The following is a 17978-nucleotide window of genomic DNA, read 5'->3' on the forward strand; positions in this document are numbered from 1 at the left end:
GGCTCCCACAAGATAATGGAAAAGGCCGGCATGTCTCAGTTCGCTCTGACCGAAGAGCAACTCGCCATTCAGGAGATGGCGCGACGTTTCACCGCCGATGCGATCACCCCGCACGCTGCGGAGTGGGATGAAAAACATATCTTCCCGCGCGACACGATCCGCGCGGCGGCAGAGCTGGGCTTCGGCGGCATCTATGTGTCGGAGGAATCGGGCGGCATCGGTTTGGGACGACTGGAAGCGGCGCTGATCATGGAGGCGATGGCCTATGGCTGTCCCTCGACCAGCGCCTTCATATCCATCCACAACATGGCCGCCTGGATGATCGACCGCTTCGGCAGCCAGGCGCTCAAGGACAAATATCTCCCCTCCATGGTGCCGATGGACCGGATGGGCAGCTATTGCCTCACCGAAGCGGGCGCAGGCTCCGACGCCGCCGCGCTCAAGACGCGCGCGGTGAAGGACGGCGATCATTATGTGGTGACCGGCTCCAAGCAGTTCATATCGGGCGGCGGCGAAAACGACATCTATGTCGTCATGGTCCGCACCGGCGAAGAAGGTCCCAAGGGCATCAGCTGCCTCGTCATCGAAAAGGACATGCCCGGCGTCAGCTTCGGCGCGCAGGAACGCAAGCTCGGCTGGCATTCCCAGCCAACCGCCCAGGTCAATTTCGATGCCGTGCGCGTGCCCATGGAAAACCTCGTCGGCGCGGAGGGGGAGGGCTTCCGCATCGCGATGATGGGCCTCGACGGCGGCCGCCTCAACATCGGCGCCTGCTCGCTGGGCGGCGCGCAGCGCTGCATCGACGAAGCGGTCACCTACACCAAGGACCGCCAGCAATTTGGCCAGCCCATCGCCGATTTCCAGAACACGCAATTCACGCTCGCCGACATGGAAACGGAACTTCAGGCCGCGCGCGCGCTGCTTTACATGGCCGCGGTCAAGGTCACGGAAAATGCGCCGGACAAGACCCGCTTTGCCGCCATGGCCAAACGGATCGCGACCGATACCGGCTCGTCCGTCGCCGACCGCGCGCTCCAGCTGCACGGCGGCTATGGCTATCTCATGGACTATCCGATCGAACGCTTCTGGCGCGACCTGCGCGTCCATTCGATCCTGGAGGGCACCAACCAGGTGATGCGCATGATCGTCGCGCGGGACATGCTGCGCCAATAGTGGGAGAGATGATGACCGACCAGCTTCTGATTTCGATCGACAATGGCGTCGGCCGCATCCGGCTGAACCGGCCCAAAGCGATCCACGCGCTGACCACCGAAATGTGCGCCGTCATGATCGAAACGCTGCTGGCCTGGCGTCAGGACGACAGCGTCATTGCCGTGATGCTCGACCATGCGCCCTCGCCGGATGGCGACCCCAAGCTGTCCCGGGGCTTCTGCGCGGGTGGCGACATCGCCATGCTCGCCAGCAGCGCGAAGGGCGACTGTGTGGAGGCCCAACGCTTCTTCCACACCGAATATCGCCTGAACCATCTGCTCTTCGTCTATGAAAAGCCGGTCATCGCCTTCATCGACGGCATCGTCATGGGCGGCGGCGTCGGCATTTCCGATCCCGCCCGCTTCCGCATCGCGACGGAGCGCACCACCTACGCCATGCCCGAAACCGGCATCGGCCTGTTCCCGGATGTCGGCGGCGGCTGGTTCCTCCCCCGCATGCCAGGCCGCACCGGCGCATGGCTCGCGACCACAGGCGCGCGCATCAAGGGCGCGGACTGCCTCGCGATTGGCATCGCCACCCATTATATGGCGTCGGACAAGCTCGACGCGGTCAAGGCGCGGATCATCGCTGACCCGGACGGCCTTGGCGAGATACTCGACGAGATGAGCGACACGCCGCCGCCTTCCGACTGGGAAGCGCAGCGCGCGGATATAGACCGCCTCTTCGCATCGGACCGCTATGAAGACATCCTTGCCGCGCTCCGTGCGGACGGATCGGAATGGGCGCAGGCCCAGCTTGCCACGCTCGCCACCAAATCACCCCAGACCATCAAGGTCGCCCTGCGGCAGATGGCAGAGGGCGCGGCCTTCACCGACTTCGCCGACAATATGCGCAACGAATATCGCATCGGCTGTCATGTCATCCGTCGGCCCGACTTCATCGAAGGTGTGCGCGCGGTAATCTTCGACAAGGACAATGCGCCCAAATGGAACCCCGCGACGCCCGAGGAAGTGACGGACGATCTGATCGACAGCCTCTTCGCGCCGCTGCCGCCGGAAAAGGAATGGACGCCGCTACCCCAGCTGCGCGGCTGACAAGAACAAAGAGGAGAGCCTGACATGAGCCAGACCATCGCCTTCATCGGGCTTGGCAATATGGGCGGCGGCATGGCCGCCAACCTGCTGAAGAACGGTTTCGCCGTCCGCGCCTTCGACCTGTCCGAAGATGCGCTGGCTAAGGCGGAAGCGGCAGGCGCCGTTCGCTGCGCCAGCGCCGCGGACGCCGTTGCGCAGGCGGACGCGGTCGTCTCCATGCTGCCCGCCGGAAGCCATGTCGAAAGCGTCTATACCGGCGAAATCTTCGACTCTGCCAAACCCGGCGCGCTGTTCCTCGACTGCTCCACCATCGACGTCGCCACCGCCCGCCGGGTCGAGGAAGCGGCCCAAGCCAAAGGCTTCGAAATGGTCGATGCTCCCGTCTCGGGCGGCATCGCCGCCGCCGCTGGCGGAACCCTCACCTTCATGGTCGGCGGCAGCGACGCCGCCTTCGGCCGGGCAAAGCCCATCCTCTCCGCCATGGGCAAAGCCGTCATCCACGCAGGCGGCGCGGGGAATGGCCAAGCGGCCAAGATCTGCAACAATATGCTGCTGGGCGCGACCATGGTCGCCACCTGCGAAAGCTTCGCCATGGCGAAAAAGCTCGGCCTCGACCCGCAGACCTTCTATGACATCTCCAGCGTCTCTTCGGGCCAAAGCTGGTCGATGACCAGCTATTGCCCCGTCCCCGGCGTCGGCCCGCAAAGCCCGTCCGATAATGGCTATCAGGGCGGCTTCGCGGTGGCCCTGATGCTCAAGGACCTGAAACTCGCCACCGAAGCCGCGGCGTCGGTTGGCGCATCAGTGCCCATGGGCAACACCGCCGAAGCGCTCTACCAACTCCTCGCCAATCGTGGAGAAGCCGCGCGCGACTTCTCCGTGATGATCGAAATGCTGGAGGGGAAGTAGCGCAGGCGCTCACCCCTACCACACTGGACAGGACGGCATCTTGACCAACCCCACACCATGATCGACCCCCGCGCCCTCCGCACCTTCCTCGCCGTCTGCCGCGCCAACTCCATCAGCGGCGGCGCGCGGCTGCTCAACATCTCACAGCCGTCCGTTTCCATCGCCATCGCCCAACTGGAACAATCCATCGGCGCAACCCTGCTCGAACGCTCCCGCGCAGGCATAGCGCTCACGGCCGAAGGCCGCATGCTCCTCCGCCGCGCCCAGGCGATGGAAGGCCTGCTGAAAGACGCCGAGGAAGAACTGCAGCTCTCCCGCCAGGGCATCGCGGGGCCCCTGCGCGTCGGCGGCACACCCGGCGCGCTGGTCAGCCTGCTGCCCGGAGCCGTCCGCTTCCTGGAAGATGACATAGGCAGCTTCGCTCTCCATGTGATCGAACGGCCCGACGCTGACCTTGGAACCCTCCTGCGCCAGGGCGACATAGAATTGGCCTTCGTCACCACCGGCATCGACACGCCACCCGATGACCTTGACGAACTCACCTTCTCACAGGACCCCTTCTCCCTGATCGTCGGCCGCGCCAATGAACATCTGCCCAGCGAAGTCTCGCTAAGAGATGTGGCCAACCTCCGATGGGTCCTCCCGGAAGCGCGCGGCGCCTTCCGCCGACAGGTCGACGCGCTGTTCCTCTCGGCCGACGCACCCGTTCCACGCCACAGCATCCGCTGCGACTCCCTGCTCACCACAAAGGCGATCGTGCGCTCCAGCAGTCGCGTCACCATATTGCCCATGCAGGTCGCAGCTGCCGAATTGTCCATCGGCGTCCTGCGCGCCATCGCCATCCGTGAAGCCGTCTTCCCCCGCAGCATCGGCATCCGCAAGCTGAAGGGCGCGCGGCTTTCCACCCTCGCCCAACGCCTGCTGGATTATTTCATCCATAGTTCCTGACTATGGCAATGCCAAAAATGATTATTTTTCCTTTGTGAGAATATGGAGCATTACCGCCGCGGCAGAACAAAGGGCCGGGAGAGGAAAGCATGCGGCAGCTCATCCATAATGTGCGCATTTTCGACGGCAGCGGCGCCGCCAGCGCGCCGGGCGCCGTGCTTGTCGAAGGCGACAGGATCGCCGCCATCCTCCCCGCCGACGCGGACCTTTCGACCGTCGCCGCCGATGCCCGGATCGATGGCCAGGGCGGCACGCTCATGCCCGGACTGGTCGATGCCCATTGCCATCTCACCTGGGGCAGCTCGGTTGAACATATCTATCACCAGTTCATCCTGCCGCCGGAGGAACTGAAAACCGCCGCCTGGCGCAACGCCCGCGTCCTGCTCGACCATGGCTTCACCAGCGCCTATTCCGCCGGAGCCCTTGGCGAGAACATCGAACCCGACCTAGCTCGCGCTATCGAGGCCGCTGACACCCCCGGCCCGCGCCTCATCCCCTCCACCCTCGAACGCAGCCCTGAAGGCGAAGAGGGCGTGGAGACCGGCGACGTCTTCAACGGTCGTGGTCCCGCCGCGATGCGCGCCTTCATGGCCCATTGCCGCGATACCGGCGTCAAATCGGTGAAGCTCGTCATCTCTGGCGAGGACGCGCTGAAGCCCGGCTCGGCCCAGGACATTCTCTACAGCGACGAGGAGATGGAGGCGGCCGGCGAAGCTGCCAAGGCGAACGGCCTCTGGATCGCCGCCCATACCTACAGCAACCGCGCGATCGAAATGGCGCTGAAGGCAGGCGCGCGCATCCTCTATCACTGCTCCTTCGCTGACGAAGCCGCCATCGACCTCATGACCGCGCACAAGGACGACTTTTTCTACGCCCCCGGCCCCGGCGTCTCGGTTGCTGCGCTGGAGGCCACGCCACCACCCCATATCGACATGAGCGCGATGAAGGCCAGCGCCACTCAGCGCCTTCAGCTGGAGGCCGATCTCGTCCCTGAACTCAAGCGGCGCGGCGTCCGCATCCTCATAGGCGGAGACTATGGTTTCCCCTTCAATCCCCACGGCCGCAACGCAAGGGACCTCCAGCATTTCGTCGATTATTATGGCTTCACTCCGCCCGAAGCGCTCAGCGCCGCCACCATGCTCGGCGGGCAACTCATGGGTCAGCCAGTCGGCCTGATCCGCGAAAACTATCTCGCCGACCTGCTGCTGGTTGACGGTGATCCCACCCAGGACGTCTCCATCCTTCAGGACCCCGCTCGCCTGAAAATGATCATGCAGGGCGGCCGCCTCCACAAAGCCCCCGCCACCCAGCCGGTTTCCGCCTGAAAGAACCGACCCAGAATGTTCGACGTAGCGATCATCGGTTGCGGCCCGGTAGGGGCCTTTGCGGCCAATCTCCTCGGCAAGGCGGGCCTGTCGGTCCTCGTCGTCGAGCAGGAGGCGCATCCCTATCCCCTACCCCGCGCCGTCCATCTCGACCATGAGATGATGCGCCTGTTCCAGTCGGCCGGTGTCATCGATCGCGTCGCCCCCGACATGCGCGACACCGAAGGCCATCTCCATGTCGGCGCGGACCATGGCGTCATCCGCTACATGGGCACGGTCGGTCGCCCCCGTCCCTTTAGCTGGTCCAATGATTATTTCTTCTACCAGCCCGAACTGGAAGATCATCTGCGCGACGCGCTTGCCGCCTATCCTAACGTCACCCTTCTGCTCGGGACCGCGTTCGAAGGGCTGGAGCAAAGCGACCAGGCCGTCACCCTCCGCCTGTCGGGCAACCATACTGAACGCGCCCGCTATGTCATCGCCTGCGACGGATCGCGCAGCGCGGTTCGCAAGGCGCTCGGCATCGCCCTCGACGATCTCGATTTCGAGGAACCCTGGCTCGTCGTCGATGCGCAAGTCGATGGCCCCGTCCGCTTCCCTGACCTCTGGGGCGTGCCCGAAGCCGCCGACCTGCAAAAGCTCTCCGTCATGATGTGCGACCCCAAACGTCCCGCGACCATCGTGCCGGGCCGGGGCGATCACCGCCGCTGGGAATTCATGCTCCTGCCCGGCGAAGATGATGCCGTGATGATGCAGCCCGACAATGTCGCCGCGCTCGTCGCGCCTTATCTGACGGGCGTCCCACACAGGATCGTCCGCGCCGCCACCTACCGCTTCCACGGCCTCATCGCCGAACAATGGCGTCAGGGCCGCGTCTTCCTGGCCGGGGACGCCGCGCACCAGACGCCGCCCTTCTTCGGTCAGGGCATGTGCCACGGCCTGCGCGACATCGCGAACCTCGCCTGGAAGCTCGAACTGGTGCTGGCCGATCGCGCGCCCGCCACTCTGCTCGACAGCTATCAGACCGAGCGCGACCCCCATGTCCGCGCCGTCATCTCCGCCGCCGTCGCCGCAGGCCGCTACATCTGCATGCTAGACCCGGATCAGGCCGCAGCCCGCGACGTTCAGATGCGCGAAGCGGCCATGGGCGCTGACCAAGGCACCGCCGCCGACCTCATCCCCGCCATCGCGCAGGGGATCATTGCCACCGGCACCCCCGGCGCAGGCGAACGCTTCATCCAGCCCCGCATCAACGGCCAGCTGCTCGACGACATCACCGGCGGCGGCTGGCGTCTTTTCACGAGGCAGCCGATCGAAGCGCCATCGGACATCGCTGTCATCCCCGCTGAAGGCGCGGTCCACGAATGGCTCATCGCCCGCGATGCAGCAGCCGTGCTCGTCCGCCCCGACCATTATGTCTTCGGCGCCGGCAAGCCTGCCGACCTCATAACCCAGCTGGAAGGACAACTCCGGCCATGACCCTGACCCTCGCCCAAGCCCGCTCCATCCTCGACGCCGCGCTGGCCCATGCCCGCGCGCAGGACGCCCAGCCGCTCGCCGTCATCATCCTCGACGCGGGCGCGCACCCCGTCGCCTTCGCGCGCGAGGACGGGGCCAGCCTCTTCCGCTTCGACATAGCCAGGGCGAAAGCCTCGGGCGCACTGGGGATGGGCGCGGACACGCGGATCATCGCCACCCGCGCCGCCGCCAACCCCGCCTTCTTTCAGAGCGTGGTGGCCGTCACCGGCGGCCAGCTCGCTCTGTCACCCGGCGGCGTCATCATCCGCGATCTGGAAGGGCGGATGATCGGCGCCGTCGGGACCAGCGGCGACACCGGCGACATGGACGAAGCCTGCGCCATCGCCGGGATCACCGCCGCCGGTCTCACTCACGGAGCGCAATCATGAAACTTCGCAGCATCGAACTGGCGCTGCCTAACGCCGCAGAGGCCGCCGCCTTCCTGACGGACATATGGGGCATGGCCCCCGCCGAAGTGCGCGGGCAAACCCATTATCTGCGCGGCTCCGGCCCGTTCCCCTATCTCGTCGCGCTCGAAGAGTCGGCGGAACCCTATGTCCGCTCCACCACCTTTACCTGCTCACCCGATCGGCTCGAGGACCTGAAGGCCCGCGTCACCAAGGCGAACCTCCCTGCCCGCCCCGTCACCTCGCAGGAGCCCGGCAACGGCCACGGCATCATCGTCGAACTGGCCGAAGGCGAACTGCTCCGCTTCCTGACGGACACCAGCGAAGTCGCGCCGATCGAGGGCAAGGACCTTCCCGTCAAGCTCACCCATGTCGTCTTCAATTCCACCGACGCCGAAGCCACTGGCACCCTGATCGAACAGGCCCTCGGCTTCCGCGTATCCGACCGGACCAAGGGCATGGTCTTCGTCCGCTGCAACGAGTCCCATCACTCGACCGCCTTCGCCCGTGCGGGCTTTTCGTCGCTCAACCACATCGCTTTCGAAATGGCCGACATGGATGCGGTCATGCGCGGCATCGGCCGCCTGCGCGATCATGGCATGGTCCCCGCCTGGGGTCCCGGCCGCCATGGTCCCGGCGCGAACGTCTTCGCCTATTTCATCGCCCCCTTCGGCCCCGTGATCGAATTTTCCACCGCCGTCGAAAAGGTGCCCGAAGACTATCAGCCCGGCGCGCCCGAAGACTGGACCTGGCCCGAAGGCCGCATCGACCAATGGGGCATGTCGGACAAGGATTTCGCAGGGCTCCGCGCCGCCGAGGAAAAATTCCGCCACCGTCGCGACTGGGCTCCGCAGCCGCTCAATGAGGAACAAGCCTGATGCGTTACACAAGCTTCCGCCGCCCTGACGGCACCCCCAGCTTCGGCCGTGTCGAAGGCGACGCGATCATCGAACTGACCGGCGCGTCCAGCCTGAAGGCCGCGCTCGCCGCCGGCAATCTCGCCTCGCTTGGCGAAGGTGCGCGCTACCGCCGCGACGACATCGTCCTCCTCCCGGTCATTCCCGACCCGGCCAAGATCCTCTGCGTCGGCCTCAACTATGCCGAACATGTGAAGGAAACCGGCCGCGAGCAGAAAGAGCATCCCGCCATCTTCGTCCGCTACGCCGACAGCCTCGTCGCGGACGGCCAACCGATGGTGAAGCCCGCCGTCACCAGCCGCTACGATTATGAAGGCGAACTGGCCGTCATCATCGGCAAGCCCGCGCACAAGGTCGCCCGCGCCGACGCCATGGCTCATGTCGCGGGCTATGCCTGCTTCAACGACGGCTCCGCCCGCGACTGGCAGCGCCACAATATCCAGTTCACGCCCGGCAAGACATTCCCCAACAGCGGCGCGTTCGGCCCCGCGCTGGTCACGCCGGACGAGGCGGGCGACCTCGCTTCCCAGCACGTCCAAACCCGCCTCAACGGCGAACTGGTCCAGGATCAGCCCATCAGCGACATGATCTGGGATATCGCCACCGTCATTGAATATATCTCCGCCTTCACGCCCCTCGCGCCCGGCGACGTCATCGCCACCGGCACCCCCGGCGGCGTCGGCGATAAACGCACCCCGCCGCTCTACATGAAGGCAGGCGACAAGGTCGAAATCAGCATCGGCGTCATCGGCACGCTCACCAACCGCATCATCGACGAACAGTGATCAAAAAAAGGGGAGAGAAAATATCATGCGCAAGTTGACCACCAGCATAGCCTTGGCAGGCGCCAGCCTGCTCGCCCTAGCCACGCCCGGCCTGGCGCAGGAAAACACTGCCGCCGCGCCCGAGCAGGCGGCTGAGCCAGCCAGCGGCAGCGCCGACATCATCGTCACCGCCACCCGCCGCGCGGAACGGCTGCAGGATGTGCCCATCGCGGTCTCGGCGATCAGCGGCGAGCAACTGACCGAAGGCGGCTTCCAGACGCTGACCGACATCCAGTATCAATTCTCCGGCGTCCAGTTCGGCACCTCGCCCAATGACAGCGGCTTCCGCCTGCGCGGCGTCGGCAGCGCTGGCGGCTTCACCAGCTCGTCCGAACAGAATGTCGGTACGGTCGTCGACAATGTCGTCGTCCCCTTCGGCAATCCGGTCAACAGCCTGGGAGATCTGGAGCGCGTCGAAGTCTTGAAGGGTCCGCAGGGCACCCAGTTCGGCAAGAACGCCTCTTCAGGCGTCGTCAACATCACCACCAGGAAACCGGAACTGGGCAAGTTCGGCGGCAAAGTCTTCGCCAGCTATGGCGAGCTTGACGAATGGAACGTCAACGGCAGCGTCAATGTCCCGGTCAGCCAGAACTCGGCCCTCGCCATCTTCGGTTTCTACCGCAGCAATGACGGCTTTCTGAAAAATGTCGTCCGCAACGAGAAATGGGGCGGGGAAGAAAGCTACGGCGCCCGCGCCAAATATCTGTTCGAACCCAGCGACAATCTCAGCATCTACCTGATCGGCGACTATTCGAAGATCAAGCGCGAAGGTCCCGGCCAGCTCTGGACGTTGAACCGCCTGCCAAGCTTCGCCAATCCGCTGATGGCGGTGCGCTTCGGCAATCTCGCCTCGCTTGGCGTGGTTCCTGGTTTCGACAATGACAAATCGGTGGAGGAATATCCCGGCTACTCCTCGGAGGAAAATTACGGGGCCTCGCTGGAAATCAATCTCGGGCTTGGCGACTATAACCTGACCTCCATCACTGCCTATCGCGGGCTGAACCAGCGTCCGCAGCTGTTTGCCATCGACGCCACCAGCTTCCCCGTCTTCACCGCGCAGCAGGACGGCACCGATCAGAGCTTCCTGTCGCAGGAATTGCGCCTCAGCTCGCCATCGGGCAGCGCGCTGGAATTCACCGGCGGCGTCTATGCATCGCGGCGCAAGGTGGGTGATGACAATGATTTCAGCCGCGCCCAGCTGCGGCCGGCCGTCCCCTTCGACCCTGTCATCGTCAACATCGCAGGCGGCCAGTCCAACACGCAGACCAGGTCGGACTCAATCGCCGCCTTCATCGACGGCAAATATCATCTGTCCGAACAGTTCAGCCTGATTGGCGGCTTCCGCTATCAATATGACTGGGTGAAATCCTCCTTCTTCTCGATCATCGATCCCGCCTTCCCACCGGGCCCCGGTCCCAACGGCTTCGTCGTCCCCTACACGCCGACCGCCGAGCTGAATGCCAGCACCAAGAAAGGTGACTGGTCGGGCCGCGCAGGCGCCGAGTTCAAGGTCAATAACGACATCATGTTCTTCGGCACCATCGCTCGCGGTTATCTCGGGCCGACGGTGACATTCTCGGGCCTTACCGGCACCCGTACCGCAGTCGCGCCGCAGACCGTGCGGGACATCACCGTGGGCGTGAAGTCACAGCTGTTCGACAGGGCCGTCACGTTCAACGCCAACATCTTCTACGACAAGTATAAGAATCTTCAGACCTCGGTCTTCAACGGCGTTGAGTTCCTGACGGAAAATGCCGGCGGCTTTACCGCCAAGGGTTTTGAAACAGACATCGCCTGGCGGGTCAGCCCGGAACTGACGCTGACCGGCGGTTTCACTTATTCCAAGACGAAGTTCACGGATTATGTGACGTCCTGCCCGGGCGTGGTAAAGGCGGGCTACAGCTGCTTTCTTGCCGCTGATGGCGTCACCTCGCTCGTCCAGGCGGCTGGCGAACCGCTATCGGGCGCACCCAAATATAGCGCCACCGCTGGCGCGGACGTGCGCCTGCCGATCAACGACAGCCTGACCTTCGACTGGTCGGCCAATTTCTATTACCGCAGCCGGGTGCAATATGCGGTGGCTGATGCCTTCGCCTATCAGCCGGGCTACGGCACGATCGGCCTCAACGCCGGCATCGGCCATCCCGACGGCAACTGGCGCGTGGGCGTGTTCGCGCGCAATCTGCTCGACCAGCGCTTCCATGCTGCCGTCATCGGCCTGCCCTTCGCTGATGCAGGTGGGTATGTGAACTGGCTGAGCCGCGAAGGCCGCCGCACGCTGGGCGTCAACGCGCAGTTCAAATTCTGATCCTCCCTCGGGCCGGGATCTGTCATGATCCCGGCCCTTCTTTCATTTTTTGAAAGCCGTCCTCCATGGCCCTGACCTCTGAAGAGATTGCGAAGGCCATCGCCGCCATGGGCACCCGATTGGGGGCGGACGTCCTCGCTGATTGCACCGCCCTGTTCGATGCGGAGCAACAGCCATTCGCCAGCGCCTGGCCAGCCTCCCTATCCAATCTCCCCTACGGTCCTCACGAACGCCACCGCCTCGACCTTTACGCCCCCCAAGGCGCAGGCTCAGCGCCTATCCTCATCTTCCTCCACGGCGGCGGTTTCCTGAAGGGGGACAAGGGCGGCGATCGGAACTGGCCCAACGCCAATGTCGGCCGCATGGCCGCGCAGGCGGGCTTCTTCGGCATCGTCCCCAACTACCGCCTCGCTCCGGAGAACCAATGGCCTTCCGGCCCTGAAGACGTCGCCGCCGTCGTCGCCTGGGCAAAGGCCAATGCCGCGCAACATGGCGGCGACCCGAACCGCATCGTCCTCGCTGGAACCTCGGCAGGCGCGGTCCATGTCGCTGGCTATATCAAGCGTTCAGGCACCGCCGATATCCGGTCCGCCATTCTGCTCTCGGGCCTCTACGGCTACACGCCCCTCGATGATCGGGACACGCTCTATTATGGCGACCCGTCCCTTTACCCCGAACGCATGCCGCGCGAAGCGGTGGCCTCCACAAGCCTCCCCCTCTTCATCGCCTGCGCGGAGCATGACCCCGCCCGTTTCCAGCAGGAATTTCTCGCCCTGCTCCAGGACCGCCTCACCCGCCACGGCACCATGCCCCGCGCGATGATCGTCAACGGCCACAATCACTATAGTCTGCCCATGCACCTCGGCACGGCGGACCGCCGCCTCGCCGACGAAATCTGCGCCTTCATCAAAAACACAACAAACTAAACCCACAAAGGGAGAGAGACATGATCGACCGCCGGACCCTGCTCGCCACCGGCGCAGCGCTTGCCGCCAGTCCCGCGATTGCCGCCACCGACCGGCTGAGCGGCCGCAGCTTCCCCAAAGGCTTTCTCTGGGGGGCGTCCACCGCGGGGCATCAGGTTGAGGGCAATAATGTCGCCAGCGACCAGTGGCTGCTCGAAAATATCAAACCCACCATCTACTCCACGCCTTCGGGCGACGCTGCGAACAGCTTCGCGCTCTGGCCGCAGGACATGGACCTCGCCACGGGCATGGGCCTCAACAGCTATCGCTTCTCGATCGAATGGGCGCGCATAGAGCCCGAACCCGGCCTCTTCTCCGTCGCCATGCTCGATCATTACAATCGCATGATCGCCGGCGCGCGCGAGCGGGGCCTGAATCCTGTCGTCACCTTCAACCATTTCTCCGCGCCGCGCTGGTTCAGCGCCATGGGCGGCTGGACCAACAGCGAAAGCGTCCCGCTCTTCGCCCGCTTCTGCGAGCGGGCCGCCCGGCATCTGGCGGACGGCATCAGCCACGCCATCACCTTCAACGAACCCAACATCCTCCTCGTCCTGCGCGCCGTCATCCTGCCCCCGCAGGTCATTGAAGCGCAAAAGGCCATGCTCGCCCAAGCCGCCCGCCGCATGGGCACGCCCAAATTCACGGCGCTGAACGCCGCTAATCCGGACGATCTCGATTCCATGCAGGCGAACCTCGTCCCCGCGCACAAAGCCGCCAAGGCCGCGATCAAGGCGGTGCGCGGCGACCTGCCCGTCGGCCTTTCCCTTTCCATGTTCGATGACCAGGCGATCGGCCGCAACAGCATCCGCGACGCCAAGCGCAAGGAACTCTACGGCGCATGGCTCGAAACCGCCCGCGCCGACGATTTCCTCGGCGTCCAGAATTACGAGCGCAATATCTGGAGCGGCAAGGGCAAGCTCCCCCCGCCCAAGGGGGCGGCGCTCAACTATAGCGGCGCCGAAGTCTATGCCCCCTCCCTCGCCGGAGCGGTGCGCTACGCCCACCAGGCGACCGGCGTCCCGATCTTCGTCACAGAACATGGCGTCGGCACCACCGACGACGGCATCCGCGCCCGCTTCATCCCCGCCGCGCTTGCCGAACTGCAAAAGACGATGGCGTCGGGCGTGCCGGTGATCGGCTATTGCCATTGGTCGCTCATCGACAATTTCGAATGGATCTTCGGCTATCGTCCGAAGTTCGGCCTCCACAGCTTTGATCCGGTGACATTCACGCGCATTCCCAAGCCCAGCGCAGCCGTCTATGGTGCCATCGCCCGCGCCAACGCGATCTGAACCATAAGATAGAGAGGAGACCTGTTCGATGAAGCATCTGGCCCTGACCGCCTTGGCGCTTGCGATCGCCACGCCCGCCGCCGCGCAGATGCAGATCACGCCGATCGCCAAGCCAAAGCTCGCCGAAATCCCGCTCTACCCCGCCTCCAAGGACGCGGACAAGGAACAGTGGGAACATGTCAGCGGCAAATATGGCCAGATCGTCATCGACAATGACACGGTCCGCAACGTCACCCGCCCGACCATCACCCCCTATCTGCCCGATCCTGCCAAGGCGACCGGCGCGGCTGTGGTGGTCGCCCCTGGCGGCGCTTTCATGTCCCTCTCCATGTCGAGCGAAGGCGAAGTCATCGCCCGCTGGCTCGCCGAACAGGGCATTGCCGCCTTCGTCCTCAAATATCGCCTCAACGAAACGCCCCGCGATTCAAAAGCCTTCATGACCGCCGTGGGCCAGCGCATGGCCCAGGCCGCCCGCAACCAGCCCGGCACGAAGATCGAGGAGCCCCGCGCCACCCAGGACGCTCTGGCCGCCCTTGCCCTCATCCGCACCCGCGCCAAGGAGTATCGCGTCGATCCCGCCCGCGTCGGCATGATCGGCTTTTCCGCCGGAGCGATGACCGCCCTCAACGCCGCGCTGGAAGGAAAGGGCGACGCTCGCCCCGCCTTCATCGGCTATATCTACGGCCCGATGACCACCGTCACCGTGCCCGCCGACGCGCCGCCCATGTTCGCCGCCATCGCCATGGACGACGGCCTGTTCAGGAAACAGGGCTTCGCCATCGCCGAAGCCTGGCGCGACGCTCGCCGCCCGGTCGAGTTGCACGCCTATGAGCGCGGCGACCACGGCTTCGGGATTGGCCGCCCCGGCACCACCACGACCGGCCTGCTGCCGCAATTCACCGCCTGGCTGCGCATGCGCGGCCTGCTGACCGCCTCGCGCTGATCCTCAGAGGACATTTTTCGATGAAAACCCGCGCCCTGCGCCTCGCCCTGCTGCTCGCCTGCACCACCTTTGCCAGCCCTCTGCTCGCCGACGACCTCGCCGACGGTTTTCAAAATCCGCCGCAAAGCGCCCGCCCGCGCGTCTGGTGGCACTGGATGAACGGCAACATCACGAAGGAAGGGATCGACAAGGATCTCGACTGGATGGCCCGCATGGGCATTGGCGGCGTGCAGAATTTCGACGCCAGCCTGCTGACGCCGCAGATCGTGCCCAAGCGCCTGTCCTACATGACGCCTGAGTGGAAGGACGCCTTCGCCCACGCCGTTCGCACCGCCGATGCAAAGGGCCTGGAATTCGCCATCGCCTCCTCCCCCGGCTGGAGCGAGACGGGCGGCCCCTGGGTAAAGCCCGAGGACGCGATGAAGAAGCTCGTCTGGGCGGAAGCTGACCTGAAGGGCGGCCGCCGCTTCACCGGCCCGCTGCCAGTGCCGCCCGGCGTCGCAGGCCCGTTCCAGAACGCGCATCTTACCGAAGCCATGCCCGGCGCGGTCGAAGGCGCAAAGCCGCTCGCCCCGCTCTACCGCGACGCCCGCATCCTCGCTTACCCGGTGAAGCGCACGGCTCTGCCCGCCCCTCAAGTCCGCCTGCCCGACGGCGCCGCCGTGGACGCAGCCACGCTCACCGACGCCGACCTCGACAGCGCTGTGAAGGTACCCACCGGAACCGCGGAGCAGCCCGGAGCGCTCACCCTCGATTATGGGAAGCCGGTCACCGTCCGCTCCGCCACCATATTCATCCCCAACGCCAAGCCTCCCTTCCGCGACCCCGCCTACCGCCCCGTGCTGGAGGCGGAACAGGGCGGCGGCTGGCGCGCGCTGGGCGACTTCGCCCTGTCCGAAGCAGCGACCACCATCGCCTTCCCCGCAACCACCGCCCGCCGCTTCCGCGTCGTCCTGCGCCCGAATGACGCAGGACCCGCGCCGGGCCTTGGCGAAGGCGTGCCGGGCGCCATCTCCATGGACATTTTCGCCCGCGCCTCAAAGGCGACGCTCCCCATCGGCGAACTGCGCCTGTCGGCCGAGCCGCGCATCGATCGTGTCGAGGCCAAGGCGGGCTTCACCGTCCTGCGCGACTATAGCAGCCTGCCGGTCCCGGCATCCTCGACCGCGGGAGCAGTCGATCCGGCCAAGGTGATCGACATCAGCAGCCATCTTCGCCTCGACGGGACGCTCGACTGGACCGCTCCTGCGGGCAGCGACTGGCGCATCCTGCGGCTCGGTTATTCGCCCACCGGCAAGGTCAATCATCCCGCGACCGTCGAAGCGACCGGCCTTGAAGTCGATAAATATGATCCCGCCGCCGTCCGCCGCTACATGGAAACCTACCTTTCCATGTACCGCGATGCGGTCGGCCCTGAATGGATCGGCGCAAAGGGCATCCGCGCGCTCCTTACCGACAGCATAGAGGTTGGCCCGTCCAACTGGACGCCCCGCATGGTCGAGGAGTTCACCGCCCGGCGCGGCTATGACCCGCTGCCCTATCTTCCCGTACTCACCGGCACGGTCGTCGGTTCGCCCGCCCGCAGTGAGGCGTTCCTCTATGATTTCCGCCGCACCCTCGCCGATCTCCTGGCCGACTCCCATTATGGCACCATCGCCAAAGTCGCACATGAAAACGGCATGAAGGTCTATGGCGAAGCGCTGGAGGATGGCCGCCCGGTACTGGGCGACGACCTCACCATGCGCCGCTACGCCGATGTGCCGATGGCTGCGCTCTGGACCTGGAACCGGGACAGCACTCCGCGCCCGACCCTGCTCGGCGACATGAAGGGCGCGGCATCGGTCGCCCATATCTATGGCCAGAACATCGTCTCGGCGGAATCGATGACCGCGGTCTTTTCGCCTTGGGCCTTCGCGCCGTCGGACCTGAAGCGCATCATCGACCTGGAATTCGCGTCCGGCATCAACCGGCCGATCGTCCACACCTCGGTCCATCAGCCGGTCGATGACAAGGTGCCCGGCCTGTCGCTCATGATCTTCGGCCAATATTTCAACCGGCATGAAAGCTGGGCGGAAATGGCCAAGCCCTGGGTCGATTATATGGCGCGCACCGGCTATCTGCTCCAGCAGGGCCGCGACCATGCCGACATCGCCTGGTTCCCTGGCGAAGACGCGCCGATCACCGCCCTCTTCCTCACCGGCGCGCCCGCTGGCCTGCCCAAGGGCTATGGCTATGACTTCATCAATGCGGACATCCTGTCCAACGTGCTGAAGGTAGAGGATGGACAGCTCGTCGCACCTGGCGGAGCCCGCTACCGCGCACTCTATCTCGGCGGGTCGAGCCGCGTCATGACGCTTCCCACCCTTCGCCGCATCGCGGAGCTGGCGGACGCAGGCATCCCGATCATCGGCGAAGCACCGCAGCGCGATCCTGCGTTCCAGGATGATCCGGCCGCCTTCACCGCGCTTGTCGACCGCCTCTGGAAAGGCACAACCACAGCCAAACCGCGCATCATCCCCGGTGCGGACCCCGACGCCGCGCTCGCCCGTATCGGCATCGCGCCCGACTTCCGTGTCACCGGCGGCGCAGCGGACAGCGACTATCGTTTCGTCCACCGCAAGCTGCCGGATGGCGACCTCTATTTTGTCAACAACCGCCAGAACCGCGCTGAGAAGGTCGAGGCCCGCTTCCGCATCACCGGCCGCCAGCCCGAAATCTGGCGCGCGATTGACGGCACCGCCGCCCCCGTCTCTTATCGGACCGAGGGCCAGGAAACGGTCATTACGCTCGATGTGGGCGCAGAAGATGCTTTCTTCATCCTGTTCCGCAAGCCCGCCACCGCGCCTTCGGTTGCGCTCCCGGCCCCCGCGCCGCGCCAGCTCGCCACCCTCGATCAGCCTTGGCAGATCAGCTTCCAGCCCGGCCGCGGCGCTCCCGCTTCGCTCGCCATGGCCAAACTCTCGCCGCTCAATGAGGCGGAGGATAAGGGCGTTCGCTACTTCTCCGGCATCGCGACCTACAGCAGCCGCTTCACGCTTCCAAAGGGCGCCAAGCGCGGCCAGCCCCTCTGGCTGGACCTGGGCAAGGTCGGCGATCTCGCCGAAGTGCGCGTGAACGGCCAGCTTGCTGGCACCAGCTGGTTCGCACCCTACCGCCTCGATATTGGCCGCTACGTCAAATCCGGCAGCAACCGGCTGGAAGTGAAGGTCGCCAACCTCTGGGTGAACCGACTGATCGGCGACAAGCAGCCCGGCGCGGAAAAAATCACCTTCACCGCCGCCCCCACCTACAAACCCGACGCGCCACTACGCCCGAGCGGCCTTATGGGGCCGGTTACGCTATGGAGTGAGTGACA

Annotated in this window: 14 protein-coding genes; all 14 read left to right on the plus strand. The window is 65.2% G+C overall.

Annotated features, from left to right (window positions below; genetic code table 11):
* The first annotated feature begins 30 nt into the window (after positions 1 to 30).
* The 14 genes from ACZ5Y5_RS16405 to ACZ5Y5_RS16470 all read left to right on the plus strand — a co-directional run bounded on the left by ACZ5Y5_RS16405 (position 31) and on the right by ACZ5Y5_RS16470 (position 17976).
* On the plus strand, positions 31 to 1173 hold the full coding sequence (locus tag ACZ5Y5_RS16405; RefSeq protein WP_464811561.1) for an acyl-CoA dehydrogenase family protein: 1143 nt from the start codon (positions 31 to 33) through the stop codon (positions 1171 to 1173).
* Positions 1174 to 1184: 11 nt separating this feature from the next.
* Positions 1185 to 2267, plus strand: coding sequence for an enoyl-CoA hydratase/isomerase family protein (locus ACZ5Y5_RS16410; protein ID WP_464811562.1), 1083 nt, complete (start codon positions 1185 to 1187; stop codon positions 2265 to 2267).
* Between the two features lie 24 nt (positions 2268 to 2291).
* Entirely contained in the window at positions 2292 to 3176 is an 885-nt protein-coding gene (mmsB, locus tag ACZ5Y5_RS16415) for a 3-hydroxyisobutyrate dehydrogenase (protein WP_464811563.1), read from the plus strand.
* A 57-nt stretch (positions 3177 to 3233) separates the two neighbouring features.
* Positions 3234 to 4124, plus strand: coding sequence for a LysR family transcriptional regulator (locus ACZ5Y5_RS16420; RefSeq protein WP_464811564.1), 891 nt, complete (start codon positions 3234 to 3236; stop codon positions 4122 to 4124).
* Between the two features lie 89 nt (positions 4125 to 4213).
* Entirely contained in the window at positions 4214 to 5449 is a 1236-nt protein-coding gene (locus ACZ5Y5_RS16425; RefSeq protein ID WP_464811565.1) for an amidohydrolase family protein, read from the plus strand.
* 15 nt (positions 5450 to 5464) lie between these two features.
* Positions 5465 to 6928 (plus strand): bifunctional 3-(3-hydroxy-phenyl)propionate/3-hydroxycinnamic acid hydroxylase, encoded by a 1464-nt coding sequence (locus tag ACZ5Y5_RS16430; RefSeq protein WP_464811566.1) that lies wholly within the window; start codon positions 5465 to 5467, stop codon positions 6926 to 6928.
* Positions 6925 to 7356 carry a GlcG/HbpS family heme-binding protein gene (locus ACZ5Y5_RS16435; RefSeq protein WP_464811567.1) on the plus strand — a complete coding sequence of 144 codons (432 nt, stop codon included), beginning with the start codon at positions 6925 to 6927 and terminating at the stop codon, positions 7354 to 7356. The genes ACZ5Y5_RS16430 and ACZ5Y5_RS16435 overlap by 4 nt, the downstream gene beginning before the upstream one ends.
* Positions 7353 to 8252: a VOC family protein gene (locus ACZ5Y5_RS16440; RefSeq protein ID WP_464811568.1), complete on the plus strand. Its 900-nt coding sequence runs from the start codon at positions 7353 to 7355 to the stop codon at positions 8250 to 8252. Before ACZ5Y5_RS16435 ends, ACZ5Y5_RS16440 begins: the two co-directional genes overlap by 4 nt.
* Positions 8252 to 9076: a fumarylacetoacetate hydrolase family protein gene (locus tag ACZ5Y5_RS16445; RefSeq protein WP_464811569.1), complete on the plus strand. Its 825-nt coding sequence runs from the start codon at positions 8252 to 8254 to the stop codon at positions 9074 to 9076. The genes ACZ5Y5_RS16440 and ACZ5Y5_RS16445 overlap by 1 nt, the downstream gene beginning before the upstream one ends.
* A gap of 25 nt (positions 9077 to 9101) precedes the next feature.
* Positions 9102 to 11423 carry a TonB-dependent receptor gene (locus tag ACZ5Y5_RS16450; protein WP_464811570.1) on the plus strand — a complete coding sequence of 774 codons (2322 nt, stop codon included), beginning with the start codon at positions 9102 to 9104 and terminating at the stop codon, positions 11421 to 11423.
* A 65-nt stretch (positions 11424 to 11488) separates the two neighbouring features.
* Positions 11489 to 12349 (plus strand): alpha/beta hydrolase, encoded by an 861-nt coding sequence (locus tag ACZ5Y5_RS16455; RefSeq protein WP_464811571.1) that lies wholly within the window; start codon positions 11489 to 11491, stop codon positions 12347 to 12349.
* A gap of 20 nt (positions 12350 to 12369) precedes the next feature.
* Entirely contained in the window at positions 12370 to 13680 is a 1311-nt protein-coding gene (locus tag ACZ5Y5_RS16460; RefSeq protein WP_464811572.1) for a family 1 glycosylhydrolase, read from the plus strand.
* A 28-nt stretch (positions 13681 to 13708) separates the two neighbouring features.
* Positions 13709 to 14623, plus strand: coding sequence for an alpha/beta hydrolase (locus tag ACZ5Y5_RS16465; RefSeq protein WP_464811573.1), 915 nt, complete (start codon positions 13709 to 13711; stop codon positions 14621 to 14623).
* A 20-nt stretch (positions 14624 to 14643) separates the two neighbouring features.
* The gene (locus ACZ5Y5_RS16470) at positions 14644 to 17976 is read left to right on the plus strand and encodes a glycosyl hydrolase (protein WP_464811574.1); all 3333 of its coding nucleotides are present in this window, start codon (positions 14644 to 14646) and stop codon (positions 17974 to 17976) included.
* Positions 17977 to 17978: the final 2 nt, after the last annotated feature.

The organism is Sphingobium sp. TomTYG65 (assembly GCF_055395525.1).

Bases quoted from the DNA above. Each gene is read 5' to 3' on its own strand.
- ACZ5Y5_RS16455 (WP_464811571.1), top strand. From the start codon at position 11,489: ATGGCCCTGACCTCTGAAGAGATTGCGAAGGCCATCGCCGCCATGGGC.
- ACZ5Y5_RS16445 (WP_464811569.1), top strand. From the start codon at position 8,252: ATGCGTTACACAAGCTTCCGCCGCCCTGACGGCACCCCCAGCTTCGGC.
- ACZ5Y5_RS16435 (WP_464811567.1), top strand. From the start codon at position 6,925: ATGACCCTGACCCTCGCCCAAGCCCGCTCCATCCTCGACGCCGCGCTG.
- ACZ5Y5_RS16405 (WP_464811561.1), top strand. From the start codon at position 31: ATGTCTCAGTTCGCTCTGACCGAAGAGCAACTCGCCATTCAGGAGATG.
- ACZ5Y5_RS16410 (WP_464811562.1), top strand. From the start codon at position 1,185: ATGACCGACCAGCTTCTGATTTCGATCGACAATGGCGTCGGCCGCATC.
- ACZ5Y5_RS16440 (WP_464811568.1), top strand. From the start codon at position 7,353: ATGAAACTTCGCAGCATCGAACTGGCGCTGCCTAACGCCGCAGAGGCC.
- ACZ5Y5_RS16450 (WP_464811570.1), top strand. From the start codon at position 9,102: ATGCGCAAGTTGACCACCAGCATAGCCTTGGCAGGCGCCAGCCTGCTC.
- ACZ5Y5_RS16465 (WP_464811573.1), top strand. From the start codon at position 13,709: ATGAAGCATCTGGCCCTGACCGCCTTGGCGCTTGCGATCGCCACGCCC.
- ACZ5Y5_RS16430 (WP_464811566.1), top strand. From the start codon at position 5,465: ATGTTCGACGTAGCGATCATCGGTTGCGGCCCGGTAGGGGCCTTTGCG.
- mmsB (WP_464811563.1), top strand. From the start codon at position 2,292: ATGAGCCAGACCATCGCCTTCATCGGGCTTGGCAATATGGGCGGCGGC.
- ACZ5Y5_RS16425 (WP_464811565.1), top strand. From the start codon at position 4,214: ATGCGGCAGCTCATCCATAATGTGCGCATTTTCGACGGCAGCGGCGCC.
- ACZ5Y5_RS16470 (WP_464811574.1), top strand. From the start codon at position 14,644: ATGAAAACCCGCGCCCTGCGCCTCGCCCTGCTGCTCGCCTGCACCACC.
- ACZ5Y5_RS16420 (WP_464811564.1), top strand. From the start codon at position 3,234: ATGATCGACCCCCGCGCCCTCCGCACCTTCCTCGCCGTCTGCCGCGCC.
- ACZ5Y5_RS16460 (WP_464811572.1), top strand. From the start codon at position 12,370: ATGATCGACCGCCGGACCCTGCTCGCCACCGGCGCAGCGCTTGCCGCC.